Raw genomic sequence first — 25,480 nt, forward strand, 5'->3', positions numbered from 1 at the left:
TATGTCTTATTGAAAGTTTTCAACATATATGATAGCATAAGAATTATTATTAGTAAATTTAATATATCTAATACCATTAATAAGGATTTCTAATTTGTGTTTGAATATTTATTAATATCTTATTGGGTATAAATCTACAAATAGAAAATAAGGAGAAAAATTATTCCGCATTTTATAATAGTTGAATAATTCGTAATTATATGGATATCAATTTTGAATTGTACAAAGTATTTTTTTATGTAGCAACTTCATTAAGTTTTTCCGAAGCGTCGAAACAGCTATTCATTTCTCAATCAGCTGTCAGTCAATCTATCAAAACACTAGAGAAAAAACTAAATCAACCACTTTTTATTCGTAATACCAAGAAAGTTGCTTTGACTAAAGAAGGGGAACTCTTATTAAGCCATATTGAACCGGCTATTCACCTAATTATGCGGGGGGAATCTTCTCTTATGGACAGTAAATCTTTGGGCGGCGGTCAACTGAGAATTGGTGCCAGCGATACGATATGCCGTTATTTTCTTGTCCCTTATTTAAAGAAATTTCACGAAACCCATCCTCATGCACATATAAAGGTAACGAATCAGACTTCGTTAAATTGTGTTGATCTATTAGAGAATGGGCAAGTTGATTTAATCGTAACCAATTACCCGAACTCTCGTCTGAATTCAACGCACCACCAAAAACAGATATTAGATTTTCAAGATGTATTTATAGCCAACCCGGCGTATTATGATTTAGCAGATAAGGTACTTTCCTTAAAAGAATTGCTTAAATTTCCTTTATTAATGTTAGACCGTAAAAGTACTACCAGTGAATTCTTACACAATATATTCCAACAACATCAATTAGATCTAGTTCCTGAAATTGAACTTAGCAGTAATGATTTGCTAATTGATTTAGCCAGAATCGGACTTGGAATTGCTTTTATTCCAGACTATTGTCTCACCAGACAGGCAAAAGATCTAATTCTTGTTAAAACGAATGAAATACTTCCCAAAAGACAATTAGTTGCCGTATTCAATAGCCGTTTTGCAGTCTCCCCTATTGTGTCAGAATTCGTAGCACTTTTTGATTGATTTTATCTATTTATTTCTTATTTTAATTAGTTCCAGAACTTCTTCAACTTTTGGCATCGAACAAATAGCACCTTTACGAGTCGTAAGAATTGATGCTGCTGCATTTGAAAAAGTCAAAATTTCCTGTAGATGCTCATTTGAAATCTCTTCAATATCAAAGTTTAATATCTGAGCCAGACAAGCACCATAGAACGTATCACCTGCACCTGTTGTATCTATGGTCTTATCATTTAAAAAAGCAGGTTGATACAGCATTTGGTCCTTATAAAATACGTAGCTTCCCTCGCTACCTGCCGTTACAAATATTATCTTGATATCAGAATTACTTTTTAAAATATCTATCCCTTCTTGTATCGAAGTTTTCCCTGTTAAAAATTCTAATTCCTTTTCTTCAATTTTTAATATATCGCACATACTACACCCATATAGCATCTGCTCTTTTGCTGAATTCAAATCATCCCATAAGGGCTCTCTTAAATTTGGATCAAAGGATATCAAGCTCTTATTCTGTTTCGCTGTGTCTATGGCATGTTTCGTTGCCTCTCGAACTTGTTCATGTGTCATAGAAAGTGTTCCAAAATGAAATACCTTGCAGCTGCTAAGTAAATCCAAATCAATTTCATTTTTCTTCAAATTCATATCCGCTCCGGGATTTCGATAAAACGAAAAACTTCTTTCGCCATTCTCTTCATTTTTTACAAAGGCCAATGTAGTATTTACTTCAGAGTCGTCTATTAGTCCCTTATCTTCAATACCAACCTTTTTTAATGTTTCTCGAAGCTGAACTCCAAACATGTCTTTTCCAACTTTTCCTATAAAAGCCGTTTTTTTCCCTAATTGGTTCGCCATAGCCAAAACATTACATGGTGCTCCTCCGGGATTTGCTTCAAATATTATATGTCCCTGTTCTGTCAACCCAGTTGGTACAAAATCAATTAATAGTTCTCCTAATGCAATTATATCAAACATATTCATTCCCTCTTATTTCTTATAATTTAATAACAGCCTTAACAATATTTGCCTTATCCTTCACACTTTTGTCCATCGCTTCTTGAATATGATCAAAGTCGAAAATGTCTGTTACTATTTCTTTAATATCAATTTTGCCTGCTGCTACTGCATCTATCGCAGCCGGATAAATATGACGATAACGGAATACCGTTTTGAATGTAACTTCTTTGTCAAGTGCTAAGCTAATAGGCATGTTAACTGTACCACTTGTTGTATATCCAACAAGTACTATGTTAGAACCTTTTTTCACAATTTCTACACTTTGCTGTGTTGTTATCTCAGTTCCGGCAGTTTCTATTGCAAGATCAAATCCTTTTCCATCTGTAATTTCCAAACATTTTTTTATCACATCCTCTTTCGATGCATTAATTACTCCTGCAGCTCCTAATTCTAAAGCTTTTTCCAATCGCTTATCCATAATATCCACTACATATATCTGGCTTAAACCTTTCGCCTTCAGCGCCAGTAATGTAACAAGTCCGATACATCCGGCCCCTAATATGACTGCACTCTGGCCAATTTGGGCATCCCCTTGATTCGCTGCATGAAATCCAACAGCGAGAGGTTCTATCAATGCGCCCTCCATTGTTGTCATGTTTTCTGGCAGTTTAAAACAAAGTGCTGCTTCATGGGCTACATATTCCTGGAATACACCATCAACCGGAGGCGTTGCAAAAAATATAACATCCGGACAAAGATTATATTCTCCCCGTCTGCAGAATTCACAAGTACCGCAGGTTTTTCCTGGTTCCAAAGCCACCTTATCCCCTACTTTCAAATGAGTCACATTATCTCCGACTTCTACTACAGTACCGCCGGTTTCATGACCTAATACAAAAGGGGGCTCTACAATATAATTTCCAATCCTGCCAAATTCATAATAATGCAGATCACTTCCGCATATACCTACATATTCAATTTTGACTAAAACTTCATTCGCTTCAACCTTTGGGACAGGACGATTCGTATAACCCATCTGGCCAATTCCATTCATAACTGCAACTTTCATGTTTTCCATCATTTTTACTCTCCTTTACTTAAGCTGTTTTTGCTACTTTTACTGATTTATACTTTTGCCAACAGTCAAAGCCAACAGCTACTAATAAAACAAGTCCTTTGGTTACCATTTGTACGTATTGACTTACATTTAATAATACCATTCCATTACTGAGGACACCCAATATCAAGACTCCTGCCACAACATTGGACATTTTTCCTGAGCCTCCATTAACACTGACACCACCCAGTACAACAGCTGTAAGTACATCAAATTCAAAGCCTTTTCCGGCTAATGCCTGACCTGAATTGGTACGGGATAACATAACCACACCTGCTATTCCTGCAAACAATCCTGATAATGTATAGACTAAATATTTGACTCTCTTAACATGAATACCGGAAAGTTTTGCAGCCTCTTCATTTCCACCTACTGCATAAAAATAGCGGCCAAAATATGTTTTATTAAGTATAAAGGAACCTATTCCAAGAATTATAATCATGATGACAACCGGAATCGGTACAGGACCTATGTATCCCTGACCAATGACAGCAAATGACTTCGGGAACCCAAAAATTGGTATACCACCGGAAATGATATAAGCGATTCCTTCTAAAATAGTCATACTTGATAAGGTAACAATCAATGGAGGCATATTAATATTAGCTATAATCCATCCATTTAAAAATCCAACAAATACACTGATTGCAATAGCAATGAAACATGACATTACCGGATTCATTCCTTCTTTTACCATCATCCAGGCTGCAACAATATTAACAACCGTAATCTGTGATCCAATAGACAAATCAATACCACCAAGCAACAATACAAAAGCCATACCCACCGAAGCAATTCCCAACATGGATACTTGTCTCGCTACATTAAATAAATTTGATGATACCAAAAATGAATCGGTAGAAACCGAGAAAAAGATTACTAACAATAATAATACCACATATATACCATATTTTTTAATGAATTCCATTAATTTCATAATTTTCCTCCTGTTTTTGAAGCATAACTCATAATTAATTCTTGAGTAAATTCTTCTTTTCTTACCTCTCCAGTAATTTTTCCTTCCGCCAGAACAATAATACGGTCAGACATACCCATTAACTCTTCCATTTCTGAGGAGATCATTAAAACGGTTTTTCCGCTTTCTACTAATTTGTTTATTAGTTTATAAATCTCATATTTTGCGCCTATATCGATACCTCTTGTAGGCTCATCTAAAATTATTAATTCTGAATCTGCTGCAAGCCACTTTCCTAAAATGACCTTTTGCTGGTTTCCACCACTCAAATTCTTCACTTTCTGCTCTAAATACGGCGTTTTAATTTTTAACTCCTCTTTATATTTTGATGCAATATTTTTTTCTTCTTTTTTATTAATTACAGAAAAATTTGAAATATTTTTCATTATTGTCATAGTAATATTACTTTTTATTTCCATATCCAGTAATGCACCCTGCTGTTTTCGATCCTCGGGAACTAATGCAATTCCATGATCAATAGCTTCTCTTGGTGTCTTTGGGGCAATTTCTTTTCCTTTGAAAAAAATTTTACCGCTGGTTCTGGCTTTTACACCAAATATAATTTCTGCAAGTTCTGTTCTTCCTGCTCCAATCAAGCCGGCAAAACCTAAGACTTCACCCTTCTTAATTTCAAATGAAATATCTTTTAATCCATTTCCGGTTAAATGTTGCGCCTCAAGTAAAACCTCGTTACGATATGTCCTCGTTCTTGGCGGAAAAGTCTCTTTTAATTCTCGCCCAACCATAAGTGTCACTAATTCATCTACATACGTATCTTTTGTATACAAAGTCTGTACTTTTTCTCCATCTCGCAAAACCGTAATTCTATCTGTTAAATAGAAGATTTCATCTAAACGATGTGAAATGTATAATATCGTTACCCCTGCTTTTTTTAAGCGCTCTATCATTTCATAAAGTCTTTCTACTTCGGATTTTGTCAGAGGGGCTGATGGCTCGTCCATTATTAAAATTCTAGCATTCTGAGAAATTGCTTTTGCTATTTCTACAAGCTGTTGATATCCTACTGTTAAATTTTTTACCAATTCATCCGGTGCAATATTAATTTGAAACTGTTTAAAAATCTTTTCCGTTTCTTCTTCCATCGCTTTTTTATCAATCATAATACCTTTTCGAATAGCTCTTCCCAAAAAGATATTTTCTGCAACAGATAATTCGCCTACTAAATTAAATTCTTGATAAATAACAGCTAATCCATTATTTTCCGCTAGTTTAGGATTCATTTGTGCATACTCAATACCATTAATAATAATTTTCCCACTATCCGGAATCGTTGCACCTGTACATGTTTTTATCAGTGTTGATTTACCTGCACCATTTTCTCCGACTAAACCATGAATTTCGCCTTCTTTTAGCTCTAAGTCAACCTTATTCAAAGCAACAACACCAGGATATGTCTTTTTTATATTTTGCAATTGTAAAATACTTTTTGCCTCTTTCATTGTTTCACCTCTATTTTTCCTTTTATTTCAGAAAAGGGCTTGAGACACATCTCTCAAACGTTCTCAAACCCTTAACTTTAATGTCACTATTCTGAATAATATTGACTGAGGTTCTCTTTTGTGACCGGAATAGTTTCACGATAAATTTTCTTTTCTACTTCTTCTCCAGCTAATAATTTTTTCAACCATGAAAAGATTTCATCTGCAATTTTGTCTGCTCCACCTGTAATCAAAACTGACATTCTACAAGCTTCATTTTTGTTCATTGCAGCAAGTTCTTCTTCTGTTGCATCTGCTGCAAAAATTCCAAAATCATCTGTCAGCTTTCCTGATGCTTTCACTGCTTCATTAGCTCCGACAGCTCCTCCACCTCCGATACAGGCAATTACCTTTATATCTGGATTCGCTTGTAAAAATGTTTCTGTTTTGCTCATTCCTTCTGTTGCATTTATTGCACTACTCTGTGCAACAATTTTTGCTTTAGGAGCTTTTTCTTTAATAGCATCCACAATACCATTTCCTCTTTGTAATAAAATCTCTAATTGTGGGTAGTCTAGTACTGCAACTTCACATTCGCCATTAAATTTTTCATTAATCCATTTTGCAGCTTCATCACCAATCATTTTTCCTAATTCATAGTTATCGATCAACCAGCAGATATCTGCATTTTTAATATCTTCATCCCAGCAATATACCTTTATTCCAGCTTTCATAGCCTGTCCCAACACTTCTTCTAGTGCATTGGCTTCCGCAGGTTGAATCACAATAGCATCTACATCACTTGCAATAAAATTTTCAACTTGTTCAATTTGAGTTGAAGCATTACTTGCACAATCCAAATAAGTAAAACTTCCTCCATCTGCTTCAATAAGTTTTTTCAAAGCTTCACAGGAACCAGCCCAAATCTGATTACTTAAATCTTGTACTGTCATACCGATTTTGTAACTTCCATTTGAAGTATCTGCTGTTTCATTGTCTGCTTTTTCTGTTACCTTCTGATCCTTTGATTCTGATGCATTGTCTGTTTTGGTACCACACCCCGCCAAAAGTGTCACCAGCATAGTTGCACATAGTAACATTGATAATACCTTTTTCATTACTTTTCCTCCTTTAATAATTTCTATTAACCCTAGCTAATGCTAGTTAGTTACTATTATGTAAATACTTTATTAAATACTTTTATTAAAGTAATTACATACTAACATTCTTTTTATAAAACGTCAACATCTTTTTGTCTTTTTGTACAATAATCATTAAACATTATACGTTACTTTGTTTGTTTTTAACAAATAAACTAGCAAATTTTCCACAAAAAAAAATGAAAACCCTAATTTCACTCAGAGTTTTCAGCTCTATAAACTTTTACCACTTTCTATATACTGCTAATAAAACTTTCAATATGTAAAATAGCAGCTCCCAAAGCAGACGCCTCTACTTGATAACGGCAAGGCTGGATATAAGTTTCGTCTTTACTGAAGGTGTTCAACAAAGCTACCTTTTCTTGCAAACGTTTTAGATATGGCTCAATAAAACTACCTACATAACCTCCAATAATAATTTTACAATCAAAAATCATTCTCAGACTATTAACCTCGAGAGCTAAATATCCTAAATATTCTTCCCACATTTCTTCAAATTCCCGGTTTCCCTTCTGAAGCTCTTCAAAGAAAATTTCCAATTTTCCTTCTGTTTTCTGTGATAACTTTTTAGCAGAACAATACACATCAAAACATCCCTGTTTTCCGCAATAACATTGTTCTCCTCCAGGAATTAAGGTGACATGTCCAAATTCTCCTCCACGCCAATTATCTCCTAAATACAATTTTTCACTCACTTGAAAGGTCTCATCAAAATTATTTTTAGGCTGTATGATTGTACCTCCAACACTATTACTTAATGATAAGTAAACCGCAGTAGATTGATTTTTTGCATTATATATCTCAGCAAGTCCAGCCGCATTTGCATCATTTATAAAATAACATGGATAATTTAAAAATTGACTAAAGCTAGAACACGGAACATCTTTTATTCCTAATACATGTGAAAATGTAATTGTTTTATTATCTGGTGTTACGATACCCGGAATCGATATACCAAATCCAAGAAAAGTTTCTTCATCCATATTACTTTCTTCTAAAAATTTATGAGCTAAATTTCCTAACTCTTTATAATATGAATCTTCACTTCTAAACGGCTTATACATCCTCGTATGTCTTAATACTTTTCCTGATAGATCTGTCAATGCGAAACCTACATGATTTTGTGTAATATCAATACCAATCGCCCACCTGGCATTTTGTAAGGGTGACAAAACTTTAGCCTTTCGCCCTCCTGTTGATTCAAAAGCACCTTCTTCACAGATCAATCCATGTTCCATCAATTCTTTCACATTTTGTAGGACTGTGGGCATACTGATATTTAAATTTAAAGCAATATCAGGCTTTGATACTTTTTCAAACTTATTAACATACCGAAATATTTGATTGCGGTTAATTCTTTTTACTTCCATGTTATTTGCTTTAATTTTATTCATACGTCACTCCATGTTGATACTTTTATAAAAGTATTTATTTAACTATAATATACTTTAAAATGAATAAATTGACAAGTATTTTATGAAATATGTTTCCAAAAATCTTCTAATTCTAATTTTAATTGTTCCATATTTCCTTGCTTAAAATCTTTCCATTCATAAGGAAATTGATTCTGATATGATTTGGTACAAAACCTATCATCCATCAAAATAATTACGCCTAGATCATCATCTGTCCGAATTACACGACCTGCTGCTTGCAGTACCTTATTCATACCCTGGAAACGATAAGCAAAATCAAATCCGTTCATTTGTCTTTCATCAAAATACTGTTTCAATATTTCTCGTTCATTACATACCTGCGGAAGTCCCGTACCTACAATCAACGTTCCAATTAAAGAATCATTTTTTAAATCTATTCCCTCACTAAAAACTCCACCCATTACACAAAACCCAATAAGACTTTTTTCGGGCTTCGATATGAATCTTTCCAAAAACGTCTCTCTCTGCTCTTCTATCATATTGGGCTGTTGTAAAATACAATCAACGTCTGGTATTTGATACTCTTGAAAAATCTCATAGACATCTTCCATCATACGATAAGAAGGAAAAAACACCATATAATTTCCCTTTTTTGCCAACACTACAGTCCGTATGTATTCTGCCATTTTAGAAAACTCAAAATAACCTCTTCTTGTGTATTTACTACTAACATCTGATCCTATATATAGCAATCTCTTCTTTTCGTCGAAAGGTGATTTTACATATATAGCATAATCATCTTCATTTTTACTCAATAAGCTTTTATAATATTGGATCGGTAATAAAGTGGCTGAAAAATAAATTGTGCTAAGTCCCTTATCCAGACATCCTTGTAAGTTGGTAGAAGTATCAATACAAAAAAGACGTATTTTAAATCTTCCATCTGGTTCCAACTCAGTATATATCACATAATTCTCATCTACACGGTCATAAATTTGAAAGAAATTTCTTAAACGAAAATAGAACTCTAATAAAATTTCCTGATTTGGTAACTGTTCTTGAACTTCCATAAACTTTTCTAATTCACCCATCAAATGAAGAATATTGACCCAAAAACTCCCTATGCTTTCATGAATTTGATAGTTCTCACATTCTCGTTTCATTTCCAATAAATTTCGATTACACCTCTCTAAAGCACGTTCCAAAGTTTTATTATAATATTTAACTATTTTTTTCACCTCAAGAAAATCTTCTTTATAAAGAGATGCACTATACATTTCTCGTCCCCGCTCCACTAAATTATGTGCTTCATCAATCAAAAAAATATACTCACCTTTTATACTTTCTCCAAAAAATCTTCGTAGATAAACATTAGGATCGAACACATAATTATAATCACAAATAATAACATCAGACCAGGTCGTGATATCTAAACACATTTCAAATGGACAAACACGAAATCTCTCTGCATAATCTGAAATAACTTCTCTGGTAAACTCATCTTGTGATGTCAATAATTGAAATACAGCTTCATTTATTCTATCATAATGACCTTTTGCAACCGGACACTCTTGAGGATTACAAATCATATCCTCACATAAGCAAATTTTTTCTTTTGCCGTTATTGTAACAACTTTTCCACGAAAGCCTTGTCTCTTAAGTAATTGAAAAGTTTCTTGAGCAACTGTCCGCGTAATCGTTTTTGCTGTCATATAAAAAATTTTTTCTCCCAGGTTCTCTCCCATAGCTTTAACAGCTGGAAATACAACTGAAATCGTTTTTCCAACTCCAGTTGGTGCTTGTATAAATAATTTCTTCTTTCGATATATCGTTCTGTAAACAGATGCAGCCAAATCTTTTTGTCCATTTCGATATGGAAATGGAAAGTTTAATGGTTGAATCGATTTTTGCCGTGTCTTTCTCCATTCAAACTGAAATCTTGCCCATTTCTCATATTCTTTTACCAGATTCAAGAACCAACTTTCCAATTCTGAATAATCATACTTATCCACAAAGCGCTTAACTTGTTCGTTATCTAAATTACAATATGTCAACTGTATCTGAATTTCCTCCAACTGATGATCTTTCGCATATATATACCCATAGCACATTGCTTGTGCTTTATGGACAAAAACAGGTTCTGTAATATATTCTAAATCTTTGAAAGTACCTTTAATCTCATCAATAGTTATCAAATCTTCTTCAATAAGTATACCATCAGCCCTGCCTTCAATGCATATTGAAAAATCATTACATTTTTCAATCGTCTTCAAAGGAACTTCCGGATAATAATTAGACCCCATTCTTTTTTGTATTTTGCGATGCATCTTGCTTCCAGCCTGCATCGCGTCTTTATCCATACCTGATGCTTTTCTATTATCAATATCTCCTGTTCGTAGAATAAATTCTACCAAATTACGTACTGAAATTTTAATTACTTCTTCTGATAATGAAGCATTCTTACTTGCGATTTTATCCATTTTAAAATCCTCAATTCTATAATTCATCAAACAATAAAATTATTTTGTATATATTTATTAGAAAACGCACATATTATATATAATATAAAAAAGCTATAGGCAAAATTATTTACCTATAGCCTTTTGTGACTTAACAACTCTCTATCTTATATGACTCTCTTTTAATATGATTAGGGATACTATGCACTAGCATATTTGTCCAATACATTTTCAAAAGATAAGTCTTCACCGCCATATTTTACAGTCAATTCTCTAGTAAGATCTAAGCTTAAAACCCCTAGAATTGACTTGGCATCAATCGTTACACGATTGTAAAAGATATCAATGTCGAAATCACATTTTCCTGCTGCACCTACAAACTCTCTTACATCATCAGCCGCATTCAATTTGATTTTCTTAACATTCATTCCTTTCATCTCCTTCACATTGTAGCTCAAATATAATATCCACTACTGCTTTATCCTAGAAACTATACTATTTTCTCATGATTTTTACTTTTTGTCAACTTTGACTATATAATGTAATATTGCCATTATGCATGGGTTTTATCCCAATATTTGTGTCTTTCTCATAAAATTTCTCACTCTTTCCAGAATAATTTTCCTGTTCTATTGTGAAATTTTATTCAAAAAAGTTTCCCTTAATTGTTGAATTCTAACACATTTTCTCGGAATCTTATAGGTAAATTTTTTCTTTGTAAATTGTAATTTTCTCTTTCTTTTATTGAAACAGTATGAAAGAAACACTTCCACAATTCTTGTATTCTCTCTTCATTTTCACTGATTTTATTAATTGTATCTATATTTATTTGTTCATCTTCAACCAATACCCACTCTTTTTGTTTCGCATGTATAGAAAATAACCCTCTATTCTCATCATATATCATCCAATTCTCATTTGGTAAACGGTCTGCAAAATGAGGGGAAATTATTGGTAAAAGGTGACTTTTAGGAGCAATTTTAGCAAAATAAACGCCATTTTGTAATTCTTTAAATCTGATAAACCCTTTCATATGATCAGCTTCATAAAAAACTGTCCGGCTTAATTTAAAAACTTTCAAAACTCCAGGATTGCTTAAACAATCCATCACCTTCCCTTTATACTTCAAAGCCAATCCTACTACAATGGTCCGATATATTGCATCTGCTTTTTCATCATCCACAGCCAATGCAGCCCTCATAATATGAATCAACGCTTCTTCTCCCATTTTATTTTTAACAGTATCTGAAACCTTGCGTGCCTTTTGAGCATCTGTTTTCACATTAATATATTCCGCAAACAAACGAAACGTGTTACATTGTTTTAGTTCTAACTTTATATTAGCATGTCCTTTCTTACTTGCCCAGCCATCATAAACACCGGTAAAAATACCTTCCATACTATCTTCACATAAAAAGACTGTTTCCACTTGAACACCCTCCCTGTATTTGTGTATCAAAAAGAGAAATCTGCTTATAAGTAATATCTCCTATACCATAAGATTTCTTATCCATAGCCTCTAAAAGATTTCTAGTAATATAATCTTCCTCTATTTTGGTAGCATACATCATTTTCCCATTACAGGTAATAAAATATAATGCACGCTTCAATACGACGCCTATCTTCTTCAAATCTTCAAAGTTCAATTTTGCAAATTTTCTAGCCTTCATAATACGACGTGCAGACTGATATCCTATTCCGGGAACTCTAAGGAGAATATCATAAGATGCCTTATTAATCTCAACAGGGAAAACATCTAAATTCTTTAATGCCCAATTACATTTCGGATCGAATAATACATTAAAATTGGGGGTCTCTTCTGATAGTAATTCTTCTGCTTTAAATTTATAAAAGCGTAAAAGCCAATCAGCCTGATATAATCTATGTTCCCTCAAAAGAGGAGGGCCTCCTGGTAATGATGGTAGATTTTTATCTTCTGTTACCGGAACAAACGCTGAATAAAACACTCTTTTCAAATCGAAGTTTTGATATAAAGACTGAGCTACCGTCATAATCTGAAAATCATTTTCCGGTGTCGCTCCGATAATCATCTGCGTACTTTGTCCCGCAGGAACGAAACGAGGGGCAGACTTATAAACGGTCAACTCATCTTTATTGGAAGTAATCCCGTTTTGAATAAGACGCATGGGCTTTAAAATGGTCTTTCTGTTTTTGTTGGGTGCCAGCTGCTTTAATCCTTCCGCTGTAGGAAGTTCAAGATTAACACTCATTCTATCTGCTAAAAAACCTGTCTTGGCAACTAATGTTTTCTCCGCACCCGGAATTGCTTTTACATGAATATACCCTTGAAAATGATGCACTGTCCTTAATTTAAAAATAGTTTCATAAATCAATTCCATGGTATAATCAGGACTTTTCAATATACCGGAACTTAGAAACAGGCCTTCGATATAATTTCTCTTATAAAAATTCATAGTCAATTCACAAACTTCATCTGGTGTGAAACTAGCTCTCTTCACATCATTAGACACACGGTTCAAACAATACTTGCAGTCATAAATACATTCGTTCGTAAAAAGAATCTTCAATAATGAAATACACCGTCCATCTGCAGAAAAACTATGACATATACCGGATGAAACACAATTTCCTATCCCTTTTCCATCGCCTTTTCGTTCTACTCCACTGGAAGTACATGCAACATCATATTTGGCTGCATCGGACAGCACTGCTAGTTTCTCCATCAGAGGCATTTTATTTTTCGTTTCCGTTTGACAATTGAATATATTTTGAGATTTCGTTTCTATCAGATTCATCCTTACACCACCAGAACATTTGTTTGTTCTGATTCTAACATTATTTAACAAAAAAAGCAAGGACTTTTTGAACGTTTGTTCGAGTCCCTGCTTCTGAATTTATATTAATCCAAATTCTTTCAGCCCTCTATATATACCATCTTCATGTATCGATGTTGTCTTATACTTCGTCTTTTCCAAAACTTCTTTTGAACTGTTTCCCATAGCTATACCATAGTTAACATACTCTAGCATTTCCATATCATTATTGCTGTCGCCAAAAGCATATGTGTCTTCTCTTTTTATCCCAAGATGTTTGATCATTTGTTGAATTCCTGTAGCTTTGTTACAGCCTATCGGTACTAATTCTACCGTACTATATATTTTCTGATGAATTGGATAGAAAATATGATCTACTTCTTTTACAAAAGCAAACGCCTCATCCATAATTTCCGCACTGACCGTTATCTTATTTATATTACGAATCCCATGTTCCAAATCACAGATTTGTGCTCCAGTAGCAACTTTCCAATCTTCCAGCATTTTCATGTATCGTTTATTCGTTACTTTTGGGTTATAATATAAACAATCTTCCCCTTCTATAATAACGAAAATTTTATGTTTTCCACATAATAATTTTAAATTTGCCAGTTCCTGTTCTTCTACTTTTTTATTTTTTAGTACCTCATTTTTATATTCTACATATGTCCCACATCCGGCAATCAGACCTTCAAAACCAAGCTCTAAAATTTGTTGGGGGATAGAAATTCTCGTTCTTCCTGTACAAATAAGTGGTATATGTCCATTCTCCAAAAGTTTCTCTATTGCGATCTTAGTGCTATCAGGCACTCCGATATCATGACTATAAATAGTACCGTCTATATCCAAAAAAACTGCTTTACTTCCCATTATATTCCCTTCTTCCTAAATATCCATTTTTAATATATTAATTTTTTCATCTCCTTTAAAACACCATCATTAATATTCGTATCTGCTAAAAACTTTGCTGCCTGTTTCACTTCATCTCTGGCATTCCCTACTGCAAAACTATACTCCGCCTGTTTCAGCATTTCAATATCATTTAATTCATCACCAAAAGCCATGGTTTCTGAAGGAAGTATATTAAGTGTCTTCTGAATAGCACTTATGGCGTTTCCTTTATTCACCTCAACGGATATACTGTCTATCCATTCTTTTCCCGCACAAACTGTCTGTATTCTCTCATGGTTTTCCCACTTAGGGATAAAACTTTGGGCCGCTATTTCTTCCGCATGATCAGGATGGAAAAGGCTTATCTTGTATATATCTTCTTTTATATCAGTCAGAAGATCATCAACTACCTTCATATTACATTGATAACCATTAATTAGCCAATCAGCCATCTTCTTATCTTGAGGCTCAACATATCCACATACCGCTCCTGATGCAAGTACAGAACATCCTTGCAATTCCCGGATATCTTTAACTAGTTCTTTTATATCATCATATTTTAATGGATGAGAAGACATTACTTGATCTCGGCACATAACCACTGCTCCATTATTTCCTATAAATATCATATCATCCTTAATTGGTTGAAAAAGATTTATAATACTTTCACATTGTCTTCCACTGGCTGCTGCAAAGATAATTCCTTTCTCTTTTAACTTTAAAATAGTGTCAAAAATTTCAGGATTCATCTCTGCAGTACCTGGAGGCACTAAAGTCCCATCAATATCCGTACAAATTAATTTTATCATTCTATTCTCCTCTTAAAGTAACAATTTATACTAATAATGATAGCTTAATATTCTCGGAAAATCAACCATCCTGAAAAATACTGGGGATTTGAACAAATCAAAGGCTGGCTTTCCGCTTTTTATGTGATAGTTGCATTATCTAATGAAAATCCAATGACCAAACTCCCCTCTGCAATAATAATTTGAAATTTAAAAGGTATCTGACTTAATATTTCAGATATAATGCATTGAGCAAACTCTACTTTAACATCTAAAGATGTGATATCATCTGCACTTTTCTCCTCGATAGTCTGAATCTTTGGTGATATGATCGATAATTTAAATTTATTTTCACATTTTATTTTCCCAAAAATGCCACTCATTCTGAACTCTTCTTCAAAAATCAATAAAATAATTAAAACTGCTGTCTTAAACATATCAACATTGATTTCATAATTACCATTTAAATCATCTGCGCATTCAAGAGTGGTTTCCTCAAAGATAGATTCAATCGTTTCTTGACATAATATTTTAAGTTCTTTTGCACTACATTTCTTTTTTTCCATTACTACAGCATTACATATCATCTCATAAATTTCTTCTTCTACGGAAAAAACATTCTGAAATGTTATGCGGTCTCTTAATGAATATCTTTTTTGAAATCCATAAATTGCTTTGCCACAGGACCCTAATATTTGACAACGTTTTTTTGCATCTTCAATAAGAAAATCCATTCTTTTCAGTATATTTTGATATGACTCATTTTTCTTCTCCAAAAGTTCCTGATATTCTAAATTCTGTTCTTTTAGAATGTAATAATCTAATCCCTTCCTTATAAATCTATTTAATTCTTCTAACAACCATGGTTTTGTTACAAATTTAAATATATCTACTTGATTTATGGTCGCTAAAATTTGTGGGAGCTGTGTATAACCCGTTAAAATGATTTTAACTGTTCTTGGCCACTTTTTTTCAACTATGTTCAGCAAGTCTAACCCTGTCATGATTGGCATTTTCATATCAGTAACAATCAAATGGATTTCGTTTTCTTCCATAATATCGATTGCTTGTTTTCCACTATTTGCAAAGTAACATTGATATTCCTCATCCATGAAGCCCCTCCTGAGAGAGTTTAAAATATAAACTTCATCATCTACAAATAAAACTGAATATTTTTCGTACATAATAGTGACCTCCTAATTTAAATTCAATTTTTCAGGTAATTTAACAATAAATTTGGTTCCTTTCCCTTGTTCTGATACTACATCTATCAAACCACTATGCTTATTTACAATGATATCATAAGATATACTAAGTCCTAGACCAGTCCCACTCCCAATTTCCTTAGTTGTAAAAAATGGTTCGAATATTTTTTGTTTATGTTCTTCTGATATTCCCGGCCCATCATCTTCAACATAAAGATTGATATATCCATCTGATTTGTCTGCTTTAATCCTTACCAATCCCATCTGTTCTTTATTTTGAGACTTTATTGCTTGCGCTGCGTTTACTAAAATATTTATCAGAACTTGTCCAATCTGTAATTTATTACAATAAACTGACACTTCATCAGGAACATCAATTTCAATATCTGCTACATATTTAATTTCATTTTTACATATCAGCAATACTTGATTTATGATATCTAACACACTATATACATCTTTTTCATCATCTTTCACCGTTCTGGCAAATGATCTTAATGATTGCACGATTTCTGTAACTCTCATTATTCCACTTTTAGAATCCGTTATGATTCCCTCTAATTCTTTTACTATAATTTCTATTTTTAATTCCTTATATTTTTCAAAAATTTCTTTCTCTAAATATAATTTATTACTTTTGACCAATTGTGAATTTACAAAATTTATATACTCAGATATTCTTCGCAAATACTTCTCTAATATTTCAAAATTACTATTCACAAATCCCATAGGGTTATTTATTTCGTGCGCAATTCCTGCTGCCAATTGACCAATTGCAGCCATTTTTTCAGATTGGACTAAATGAAATTTCGTCTCGCTTAGCTTTACATTCATTTCTTTTAACTCTCTATTTTGTTCCTTCGTCACTTTGAGTAAGTCTTTCATATGATTAGATGCCATTCTCGTATCAATAGCAGCCTTAATACGTGCATTAAATTCTATCTCATTTATTGGCTTACTAATATAATCAGAGGCTCCAAGATCAAAACATCTGCTGAAACTTTCAGCATCATTTAGTGAAGTGAACATGATGATTGGCATATCATCGTATTTTTTATCTTGTCTTATCATTTGCATTAATTCAAACCCAGATATCTCCGGCATAATAATATCTAAAATTAAAATATCAATGTTTTTATCATTAATAATACGCATTGCATTTTCTGGTTTCTCACATAATATAATATCTGACACCCTTTTATTTTCTTTCAAAAGTCTTTCAGCTATCTTTAAATTAAATCTACTGTCATCTACAACAAGTATTTTCATTCTTTTTCACCTCCCAAAAATAATTTATTGTATATTTTTTATTATTTTATCACATTTTCTTACAAATAGGGAGAGTAATCCAAGTAAAATCTACTTAATTCTTGTAAAATAAAAAGCAGATTTCCAATCAACTCATAAAAACTTACGAGCTGACTTGAAAATCTGCTTTCTTATATTTTAGTGTTTAAAATGTCTCATACCGGTGAATACCATTGCAATTCCATATTCATCACATTTATCAATCGATAACTGATCTCTCATTGCCCCGCCAGGCTGTATAATGGCTGTAATTCCTGCTTTGTGTGCTGCCTCTACAACATCGTCAAAAGGGAAGAAGGCATCCGATGCCAAAACGGCATTCCGGGTCGCATCTTTTCCTATTAATTCTTCTGCATGTTCAAAACATTGCGTTGTTGCCCAGATTCTATTCACCTGTCCAGGTCCTATTCCAACCGTTTGCTTATTTTTAACCACTGCAATTCCATTAGACTTCACAAATTTTACAACTCTCATGCCGAATTTCATGTCTTCTAATTGCTCTTGTGTAGGCTGAGTTTTCGTTACTACCTTAAAATCCTCTTCCTGATAAAGCTGGCTGTCTATTGACTGTACAATTAGTCCACCATTTACTTTCTTCATATCCAATGCTTCACTACTCTGAGGTACTTCAATATCTTTTAATTCTAGAACACGGATGTTCTTCTTCATTTTCAAGATTTCAAGTGCTTCTACTTCATAACTTGGTGCTACAATTACTTCCAAGAATATCTCATTCATTTCTTCTGCCATTCTCTTTGTAATTTCTCTATTTGAAACAACGATTCCACCAAAAATAGACATTTTATCTGCATTAAATGCTTTTACCCAGGCATCGTAAATATGATCTGCACTTCCTACACCACAGGGATTTCCATGTTTACATCCAACAACCGTCGGTTCTGTAAATTCTTTTAATAATTCTAATGCTCCATTGGTGTCATTTATATTATTGAAGGATAACTCTTTTCCATTATGTTGTACTGCATCGACCAAAGATCCGATCTGTTTTCCGACCTGGCGATAAAATGCGGCTTTTTGATGTGGATTTTCTCCGTATCTCATATCCTGTACTTTTTCAAAAGTCATTGTTAATGTTTCCGGCAATTCAAAATCTTGTCTTTCTTTCTTTAAATAATCAGCAATCATCGTATCATAATTCGATGTATGCATAAATACTTTTTGCATTAAATAAAATTTGGTCTCCAGTGTAACTTCTTTTTTAGTCTTCAATTCTGATAATACTTTATCATAATCTCTAGGATCAACTACAACTGCAACATCCTGATAATTCTTGGCTGCTGAACGAAGCATTGTCGGACCACCAATATCAATATTTTCAACTGCTTCTGCCCTTGTCACCCCTTCTTTCATAATAGTAGATTTGAACGGGTATAAATTAACTATCACCATATCAATCGTGTCAATTTCTAAATCATTGATTTGTTTCATATGATCCGGATTAGAACGCATTGCCAATAATCCTGCATGTACAACTGGATGGAGCGTCTTCACACGGCCATCTAAACATTCTGGAAATCCTGTCAACTCTGATATTTCAATCGCCGCAACTCCCTCTTCCTTTAATTTATTGTACGTTCCGCCTGTAGAAATAATCTCTACTCCTAATTCTACAAGTTCTTTTGCTAATTCTACAATTCCTGTCTTATCCGAGACACTAATTAATGCTCTCATTTTTTTCCTCCTATATTCTGCTAATTTTACTGGCAAAAACATGTTACTCAAATTCCTAAATAAAAACCACCTGAGCACCATATGGCTGCCCAGGCGGTCGACATTAAACTATCTATACTTCCTGTAGGTAAACCTACTTATCCGCCAGTCGTATAGATTATCTGAAATTATATTACACTATATGAATATTAATTTCAAGTCATTTTATCTCATTAAACAGTAAATTTCTAATAGTTTTTCCAAAATATCCTGTCTTATTCTTGAAGCACGGAATCTTCACCCTCAGGTAAAATAGCCGCTAACAACATTCCTACTATAGCAGCTAGTGCCAAACCTGAAATTTCTACTGTTTTTGTAATTGGAATGCTGGAACATCCTATTCCTAATACAAATATCAAGGCTGCTATCATTAGATTCCGGCTGTTTCCAAAATTCAATCTGGAATTTATCAAAATACGTACGCCTACTGCTGAAATCATTCCATATAATACGATTCCAATCGCACCTGTAACGGGAGTTGGAATACTTGAAATCACTCCACCAACTTTCCCAAATATACCAAGAACAATCGCAAAAACAGCCGCTATTCGAATGATGCTCGGATCATAATTTTTTGTTACCGCAAGTACTCCGGTATTTTCTCCATAAGTAGTGTTAGCAGGTCCTCCTAATAAACCAGCAACTGCAGTTGCAATACCATCACCCAAAATGGTTCTATGAACTCCCGGATCTATCATGAAATTTTTTCCAACAACAGCACTATTCGTCGTGATATCACCAACATGTTCTATCAAGGTAACAATTGCAATAGGCGCAATTGCAAGTATCGCATCTAGTTTAAATACAGGGAAACATAATAACTGTTTCAATATTTCGGGATCAGTAAGAGAAATGAAATGAGCATTACTTATTCCTTCAAATTTACAAAATCCCAATGGGTAGCTAATTAAAAATCCAATAATTATAGCAAAAAGTATTGGCATCAGATTAAAGATTCCCTTAGCGAAAACTGAAATGCAAATAATCGTTGTTAAAACTATAATTGTTAAAATCACCGCTTTGACACTAAATTCTTTGTTCCAATAAAAAGCATCATTAATTGCTGTACTGCTTAATCTTAAACCAATTACTATAATGATAGGACCTGTTACAATCGGCGGTAATATCTTATTGATCTTTTCATATCCAACCAACTTAATTAAGATTGCAAAAATTGCATAAACCACACCCGCAACAATCAACGCTCCTTTTACAGCTGCCAGTTTTTCTAAAAAATCGGAATCTCCCATTCTGGAATTACCAATAATTGCTTGAATCCCTCCCATAAATGCAAAGCTTGACCCCAAAAATACCGGGACCTTCCTTTTCGTTATCATATGAAAGAGTAATGTCCCCAATCCAGCACATAACAAAGTAATTGACGTGTTTAACCCAGTCAAAGCAGGCACCAAAACAGTAGCCCCGAACATAGCTAAAACATGTTGAATTCCTAACACAATCTTTTGTCCTGATGTTTTCTTTTTCATTTTTTCCTCCGGATATTTTATTTTTTTATCTTGTCACATTTTTAACCCAAGTTTCTCGTTTGTAATGCAAAATTGTAAAAGGAAGCTTTACAATTTCATCACTCATTAAAATAATGTAAACTACAGGTATACTGAACTTAAATACAAATGCTGCAATCGCTCCTAATAATATAGAACATCCCCACATTCCCACTGTGTCTAAAATCAGACCGAATTTCGTATCACCTCCAGCACGAAATATTCCTACAACTGCAGTAGCATTTAATGCCTGTCCAATAATAAAGTATGACATAACAAACAGCATAAATAATAAATAGCTGCTGGTTTCCTTAGTTAAGCCCATAAAATCAACAATAAGCGGTCGAACAAAAAAAACCAAAGAACCACCTATGGTTCCTGTAAAAAAGCTAAGCAACATAAAGCGTTTAGCATATATTTTTGCTAAATCATATTTATTTTCACCAATCACTTTTCCTATCATAATAGAAGCCGCACCTGCAATTCCAAAAGAAATAACAGTTGCTAACTGTCTGACTACTTGGGCAACCGAATTTGCCGCAACAACACTACTTCCCAAATGACCTATTATTGCAGTAATGGTAGAAGTTCCGCCTCCCCACATCAACTCATTTAGAACGACCGGAATAGAATATCTGGCAAAATCTTTAATGACCCATTTCTCGCAGCTAAAAAAATACTGCCATCGAATTTTTATATCCTTATTTATTTTAACCGCATAGATTATTACCATGAGTATCTCTGCTATATGTGCACATAACGTAGCTATCGCAGAACCCTGTATTCCGAGTTCAGGAAATCCAAACATACCATAAATCAATAAGCTGTTCAGAATTAAATTAATAAAAAATGACGTTAAAACGATAAATGTAGCTGCAAAAACACGCTCCACACTACGCATAATATTTAAATAAACCATAGAAACCGTAGTTAATAAATAAGAAAAACCTACAATTTTAAGATATTTCACACCTTCTGTTATTATTGCAGGTTCCGATGTATAAATACTTAGTAATTTTTCTGGTAATAGAATTGCTGCTACACTAAAAATAACAGATACAATCCCCGCTGTACAAAGACAAACGCCCAAAACTTTTTCTATTGTCTCAATATCTCTTTTACCCCAATATTGAGAAGTCAAAACAGAGGCTCCTGATGTAAGACCAAAAATAATTAATATCATAATGAATTCAATTTGACCTGCCAAAGAAGAACCTGCCAATACATTCTCCCCTACTTTTCCAAGCATTATAACGTCCGTTGTTGCAATTCCAACATGAATTAAATTCTGTATTGCCATAGGAACTACTAATGCTATTATCTTAGTATAAAAACTTTTTCTCTCTTCTCCCATAGTCAACATCAAAACCTCCTCTCTTCAGCCCTTTTCTATTCTATCACATTTTATCCTCATTTTTATACAAAATTCAACATTTTAAACTTCTGCATATCAACTAATTATATTCTATTAATATGCAAAAGGTAATCCTCTCTATGGATTACCTTTTGTAAGTCATTCAATAAAATCGCTTTAATTTTTATTCTACTTTATTTATATAGTATACATCAATATGTTTTTTTAAAAAAACAATATGTTTTAATAATTTTTTTTCTTTATTATTCTATTTTACGACTTTTCATTTTAATAATTGTAATTTTCAGACATTCGTTTTCCATTTTAAGAATTTTATATGTAAAATTTTTGACTCTTATTGAATAAAATGATACTATTAGACCAAGTTAATTTTTTAACTATCTGGTAATAAGCTGAAGAATGGGAGGAGTAAAAATGGATTTAAATCAATTATACACTCAAAAGCTAACATCTCCAGAAAATGCCGTCAAATCAGTTCAATCAGGTCATTGGGTTGATTACGGCTGGACAGCTACAACACCCATAGTTCTTGATAAAGCATTAGCTGCGAGAGCAAATGAATTAACTGATGTAAAATTCCGGGGAGGTATTTTAATGTGGACTCCGGAAATTTTCAAAGTAGATAATGTGAAGGAACACTTTTCTTGGAATTCTTGGCATATGAGTGGCATAGAACGTAAAGCAATTGAGGATGGTTTTGCCTTTTATGCACCTATACGTTATTCTGAACTACCACGTTATTATCGGGAATCTAAATGTCCCCCTGATGTTGCAATGTTTCAAGTAACTCCTATGGATAAACATGGATATTTCAATTTCGGACCAAGTGTTTCACATATGATGGCCGTTTGTGAAACAGCGAAAACTATTATCGTAGAAGTAAATGAAAATCTACCTCGCTGTCTTGGTGGCTTTGAAGCTGGCATACATATTTCGAAAGTAGATATGATAGTAGAAGGAGAACATCCAAATATTGCTCAATTAGGAAGCAGCAAAGCTGATTCAGAAATTGATCAAAAGGTAGCCCAGCTTATTGTTGATGAAATTCCGAATGGTGCTTGTCTGCAATTAGGAATTGGCGGAATGCCAAATGCTGTTGGTTCTTTGATTGCAAAATCTGATTTAATGGATTTAGGGGTTCATTCTGAAATGTATGTAGATGCATTTGTAGACCTATCAGTATCCGGAAAAATCAATGGTTCCAGAAAAAACATTGACCGTTTCCGGCAAACTTATGCATTTGCGGCCGGCACATCAAAATTGTACAATTTTATTGACAATAACCCGGAATGTATGGCCGCTCCCATTAATTATACCAATGATATTAAAACCATTTCATCTTTAGAAAATTTTATGTCTATCAATAATGCTGTTGAAGTAGATTTATTTGGACAAATTAATTCCGAAACAGCCGGAATCAGGCATATAAGTGGTGCCGGTGGGCAATTGGATTTTGTTTTAGGAGCATACTTAGCGAAAGGCGGTAAAAGTTTTATCTGCTGTTCTTCCACATATGAAAATAAAAACGGAGTTCTAAAATCCAGAATCCTTCCAACTTTAGAAATGGGTTCTATTGTAACAGATACTCGTGCAAATGTACATTACTTAGTAACAGAATATGGAAAAGCAAATTTAAAAGGCCTATCTACTTGGCAGAAATGTGAGGCTATTATTTCTCTTGCTCATCCAAAATTTAGAGATGAATTAATTCAAGAAGCTGAAAAACTAAAAATTTGGAGAAAGAGCAATAAGTAAATTTTTCAATTGCTCATTGCATAAAGCGCATAGATGCATTGAATTTATAACAATTGAATGCATCTGGCGCAGCAACTTATTATTGCGGAATCTCTTTCTCTAAACAAACAATAGCTTTTTCTATTCTATGTTCTTTTATATCAACAACTTTAACATGCATTCCTTCTAAATCAATTTCAAACTGGCTTCCATCATCCGGTATGGAACCATAGAACCCAAAGACCATACCTCCAAACGTATCATATTCATCGTCCGGTAGTTTGATTTCTAAAATTTTTTCAACTACGTCAATTGGTGCACTTCCATGTATCTTCCATGTTTCTGAATCTATCCGTTCAATTATTTGTGTTTCTTCTTCGTGGGATATTTCATTTTCTAAATCGCCTACAAGTTGTTCTAATAAATCATTCATTGTTACAATACCCAACATACCGCCATATTCATCAAGTACTACCGCGAAATGATTACGGGTCTGTTTCATCTTACGGAACAAAACATCCGCTCTGACACTTTCCGGAATAAAATATGCCGGTTTGATTGCTTCTTGCATTATACTTTCTTTTGTTTTATTTTTTATCCTGAAATAATCTTTCGCATTAAGAATACCAACAACATTATCCACTGATTCATCGCACACCGGATATAAAGAATGACGACTTTCATGTATTGTCTGTTCCCATTGATCAATATCTTCATCCATCCACAATAAAGAAATTTCTGTACGGTGAGTAGTGAATTCTCCCACTGTTAAATCATCAAATTCAAAAACATTCTGGATCATTTCTTTTTCCGTAAGGTCAATAACTCCCTTTTGTGATCCAACATCAACTAACATTCTTATTTCTTCTTCACTTACTTCTTCATCTTCTCCATTTGGATCTATCCCACATAATCGCAGAATAAGATTTGTAGAATTTGTCAGCACCCATACAATCGGCGCAAAAACCTTCGAGATAAAGGAAATTAATGCTGACATACCGAGTGCAAGTGGTTCTGCCTTTTTCATGGCAACACGCTTTGGTACAAGCTCTCCAAAAACTAACGTAAAATAGGATAAAATCAGTGTGATAAATATAACTGATATTGTATTAAGTGTTTTTTCAGACATCGTCACCCCAAGGTTTAATAATAAATTCACCAACTTGTCCGAAAAGTTATCCGCTGCAAAAGCACTGCCTAAAAATCCTGAAATTGTAATTGCCACTTGGATTGTTGCCAAAAAACGGGCCGGCTGACTAGTAAGCACTTCAAGTCTTATTGCTCTTTTATCTCCCTTGGCTGCTAATTTTGCAAGCTTATTATCATTCATAGATATAACTGCTATTTCTGCACATGCAAATATTGCATTCAATGCGATTAGAATCAACTGTACAATAATATTCCATATAATTGGGTCTTTCAAAATAAATCCTCCTAAAATTTAATATCAAAAAGTAAAATAGTTGAACATTATTCAAGCACTTTTTGAACACAAAAAGCACGCTCACATTCTAAGCAGCCAAAATGTGAGTATGCTTTCAATAAATTATTTATAATATTTATAACTATCTTAAATCGACTATTATCGACG

20 protein-coding genes and 1 riboswitch are annotated in these 25,480 nt (G+C 33.5%); of the genes, 2 read left to right on the forward strand and 18 right to left on the reverse strand.

Annotation, left to right across the window (positions count from 1 at the left end):
- Positions 1–200 precede the first annotated feature (200 nt).
- Positions 201–1,079 (forward strand): LysR family transcriptional regulator, encoded by an 879-nt coding sequence (locus DWV06_RS14855; protein WP_115482965.1) that lies wholly within the window; start codon positions 201–203, stop codon positions 1,077–1,079.
- A gap of 6 nt (positions 1,080–1,085) precedes the next feature.
- On the opposite strand, the gene DWV06_RS14860 is transcribed toward DWV06_RS14855, so the two are convergent.
- From DWV06_RS14860 to DWV06_RS14940, 17 genes are all read right to left on the reverse strand, one after another.
- Entirely contained in the window at positions 1,086–2,048 is a 963-nt protein-coding gene (locus DWV06_RS14860) for a carbohydrate kinase family protein (RefSeq protein ID WP_331463335.1), read from the reverse strand.
- Between the two features lie 19 nt (positions 2,049–2,067).
- Positions 2,068–3,111, reverse strand: coding sequence for an NAD(P)-dependent alcohol dehydrogenase (locus DWV06_RS14865; protein ID WP_115482967.1), 1,044 nt, complete (start codon positions 3,109–3,111; stop codon positions 2,068–2,070).
- 16 nt (positions 3,112–3,127) lie between these two features.
- Positions 3,128–4,084 carry an ABC transporter permease gene (locus tag DWV06_RS14870; RefSeq protein WP_115482968.1) on the reverse strand — a complete coding sequence of 319 codons (957 nt, stop codon included), beginning with the start codon at positions 4,082–4,084 and terminating at the stop codon, positions 3,128–3,130.
- Positions 4,081–5,583, reverse strand: coding sequence for a sugar ABC transporter ATP-binding protein (locus tag DWV06_RS14875; RefSeq protein WP_115482969.1), 1,503 nt, complete (start codon positions 5,581–5,583; stop codon positions 4,081–4,083). Before DWV06_RS14875 ends, DWV06_RS14870 begins: the two co-directional genes overlap by 4 nt.
- 86 nt (positions 5,584–5,669) lie before the next feature.
- Positions 5,670–6,680 carry a sugar ABC transporter substrate-binding protein gene (locus tag DWV06_RS14880; RefSeq protein WP_115482970.1) on the reverse strand — a complete coding sequence of 337 codons (1,011 nt, stop codon included), beginning with the start codon at positions 6,678–6,680 and terminating at the stop codon, positions 5,670–5,672.
- Between the two features lie 275 nt (positions 6,681–6,955).
- Positions 6,956–8,116, reverse strand: coding sequence for an ROK family transcriptional regulator (locus DWV06_RS14885; RefSeq protein WP_115482971.1), 1,161 nt, complete (start codon positions 8,114–8,116; stop codon positions 6,956–6,958).
- A gap of 80 nt (positions 8,117–8,196) precedes the next feature.
- Positions 8,197–10,578 (reverse strand): ATP-dependent DNA helicase, encoded by a 2,382-nt coding sequence (locus DWV06_RS14890; protein WP_115482972.1) that lies wholly within the window; start codon positions 10,576–10,578, stop codon positions 8,197–8,199.
- A gap of 179 nt (positions 10,579–10,757) precedes the next feature.
- Positions 10,758–10,985, reverse strand: a complete 228-nt coding sequence (locus DWV06_RS14895) for an HPr family phosphocarrier protein (RefSeq protein ID WP_115482973.1) — start codon at positions 10,983–10,985, stop codon at positions 10,758–10,760.
- A gap of 233 nt (positions 10,986–11,218) precedes the next feature.
- The gene (locus tag DWV06_RS14900; protein ID WP_115482974.1) at positions 11,219–11,986 is read right to left on the reverse strand and encodes a TIGR03915 family putative DNA repair protein; all 768 of its coding nucleotides are present in this window, start codon (positions 11,984–11,986) and stop codon (positions 11,219–11,221) included.
- Positions 11,964–13,271, reverse strand: coding sequence for a putative DNA modification/repair radical SAM protein (locus tag DWV06_RS14905; RefSeq protein ID WP_235828984.1), 1,308 nt, complete (start codon positions 13,269–13,271; stop codon positions 11,964–11,966). Before DWV06_RS14905 ends, DWV06_RS14900 begins: the two co-directional genes overlap by 23 nt.
- Before the next feature lie 162 nt (positions 13,272–13,433).
- On the reverse strand, positions 13,434–14,222 hold the full coding sequence (locus DWV06_RS14910; protein WP_115482976.1) for a Cof-type HAD-IIB family hydrolase: 789 nt from the start codon (positions 14,220–14,222) through the stop codon (positions 13,434–13,436).
- Between the two features lie 29 nt (positions 14,223–14,251).
- Positions 14,252–15,052: an HAD family hydrolase gene (locus DWV06_RS14915; RefSeq protein WP_115482977.1), complete on the reverse strand. Its 801-nt coding sequence runs from the start codon at positions 15,050–15,052 to the stop codon at positions 14,252–14,254.
- A 119-nt stretch (positions 15,053–15,171) separates the two neighbouring features.
- Positions 15,172–16,215: a response regulator gene (locus DWV06_RS14920; RefSeq protein ID WP_115482978.1), complete on the reverse strand. Its 1,044-nt coding sequence runs from the start codon at positions 16,213–16,215 to the stop codon at positions 15,172–15,174.
- A 12-nt stretch (positions 16,216–16,227) separates the two neighbouring features.
- A complete protein-coding gene (locus tag DWV06_RS14925; protein WP_115482979.1) occupies positions 16,228–17,505 on the reverse strand; it encodes a response regulator in 1,278 nt (425 codons plus the stop codon).
- Between the two features lie 177 nt (positions 17,506–17,682).
- Positions 17,683–19,236, reverse strand: a complete 1,554-nt coding sequence (gene purH, locus DWV06_RS14930; protein ID WP_115482980.1) for a bifunctional phosphoribosylaminoimidazolecarboxamide formyltransferase/IMP cyclohydrolase — start codon at positions 19,234–19,236, stop codon at positions 17,683–17,685.
- An 80-nt stretch (positions 19,237–19,316) separates the two neighbouring features.
- A riboswitch (ZMP/ZTP riboswitch) is annotated at positions 19,317–19,398 on the reverse strand.
- 92 nt (positions 19,399–19,490) lie between these two features.
- Positions 19,491–20,762 carry a uracil-xanthine permease family protein gene (locus tag DWV06_RS14935; RefSeq protein ID WP_115482981.1) on the reverse strand — a complete coding sequence of 424 codons (1,272 nt, stop codon included), beginning with the start codon at positions 20,760–20,762 and terminating at the stop codon, positions 19,491–19,493.
- Positions 20,763–20,787: 25 nt separating this feature from the next.
- Positions 20,788–22,143 (reverse strand): MATE family efflux transporter, encoded by a 1,356-nt coding sequence (locus tag DWV06_RS14940; protein WP_115482982.1) that lies wholly within the window; start codon positions 22,141–22,143, stop codon positions 20,788–20,790.
- A 426-nt stretch (positions 22,144–22,569) separates the two neighbouring features.
- On the opposite strand from DWV06_RS14940, the gene DWV06_RS14945 reads away from it, so the two are divergent.
- Positions 22,570–23,910, forward strand: a complete 1,341-nt coding sequence (locus tag DWV06_RS14945; protein WP_115482983.1) for a butyryl-CoA:acetate CoA-transferase — start codon at positions 22,570–22,572, stop codon at positions 23,908–23,910.
- Between the two features lie 79 nt (positions 23,911–23,989).
- On the opposite strand, the gene DWV06_RS14950 is transcribed toward DWV06_RS14945, so the two are convergent.
- Positions 23,990–25,312, reverse strand: coding sequence for a hemolysin family protein (locus tag DWV06_RS14950; RefSeq protein ID WP_331463336.1), 1,323 nt, complete (start codon positions 25,310–25,312; stop codon positions 23,990–23,992).
- Between the last annotated feature and the right edge of the window lie 168 nt (positions 25,313–25,480).

It is taken from the genome of Anaerosacchariphilus polymeriproducens, assembly GCF_003363435.1.
Lineage (GTDB): Bacteria > Bacillota > Clostridia > Lachnospirales > Lachnospiraceae > Anaerosacchariphilus > Anaerosacchariphilus polymeriproducens.

Bases quoted from the DNA above. Each gene is read 5' to 3' on its own strand.
- DWV06_RS14855 (WP_115482965.1), top strand. From the start codon at position 201: ATGGATATCAATTTTGAATTGTACAAAGTATTTTTTTATGTAGCAACT.
- DWV06_RS14860 (WP_331463335.1), bottom strand. From the start codon at position 2,048: ATGTTTGATATAATTGCATTAGGAGAACTATTAATTGATTTTGTACCA.
- DWV06_RS14865 (WP_115482967.1), bottom strand. From the start codon at position 3,111: ATGATGGAAAACATGAAAGTTGCAGTTATGAATGGAATTGGCCAGATG.
- DWV06_RS14870 (WP_115482968.1), bottom strand. From the start codon at position 4,084: ATGAAATTAATGGAATTCATTAAAAAATATGGTATATATGTGGTATTA.
- DWV06_RS14875 (WP_115482969.1), bottom strand. From the start codon at position 5,583: ATGAAAGAGGCAAAAAGTATTTTACAATTGCAAAATATAAAAAAGACA.
- DWV06_RS14880 (WP_115482970.1), bottom strand. From the start codon at position 6,680: ATGAAAAAGGTATTATCAATGTTACTATGTGCAACTATGCTGGTGACA.
- DWV06_RS14885 (WP_115482971.1), bottom strand. From the start codon at position 8,116: ATGAATAAAATTAAAGCAAATAACATGGAAGTAAAAAGAATTAACCGC.
- DWV06_RS14890 (WP_115482972.1), bottom strand. From the start codon at position 10,578: ATGGATAAAATCGCAAGTAAGAATGCTTCATTATCAGAAGAAGTAATT.
- DWV06_RS14895 (WP_115482973.1), bottom strand. From the start codon at position 10,985: ATGAATGTTAAGAAAATCAAATTGAATGCGGCTGATGATGTAAGAGAG.
- DWV06_RS14905 (WP_235828984.1), bottom strand. From the start codon at position 13,271: ATGCCTCTGATGGAGAAACTAGCAGTGCTGTCCGATGCAGCCAAATAT.
- DWV06_RS14910 (WP_115482976.1), bottom strand. From the start codon at position 14,222: ATGGGAAGTAAAGCAGTTTTTTTGGATATAGACGGTACTATTTATAGT.
- DWV06_RS14915 (WP_115482977.1), bottom strand. From the start codon at position 15,052: ATGATAAAATTAATTTGTACGGATATTGATGGGACTTTAGTGCCTCCA.
- DWV06_RS14920 (WP_115482978.1), bottom strand. From the start codon at position 16,215: ATGTACGAAAAATATTCAGTTTTATTTGTAGATGATGAAGTTTATATT.
- DWV06_RS14925 (WP_115482979.1), bottom strand. From the start codon at position 17,505: ATGAAAATACTTGTTGTAGATGACAGTAGATTTAATTTAAAGATAGCT.
- purH (WP_115482980.1), bottom strand. From the start codon at position 19,236: ATGAGAGCATTAATTAGTGTCTCGGATAAGACAGGAATTGTAGAATTA.
- DWV06_RS14935 (WP_115482981.1), bottom strand. From the start codon at position 20,762: ATGAAAAAGAAAACATCAGGACAAAAGATTGTGTTAGGAATTCAACAT.
- DWV06_RS14940 (WP_115482982.1), bottom strand. From the start codon at position 22,143: ATGTTGACTATGGGAGAAGAGAGAAAAAGTTTTTATACTAAGATAATA.
- DWV06_RS14945 (WP_115482983.1), top strand. From the start codon at position 22,570: ATGGATTTAAATCAATTATACACTCAAAAGCTAACATCTCCAGAAAAT.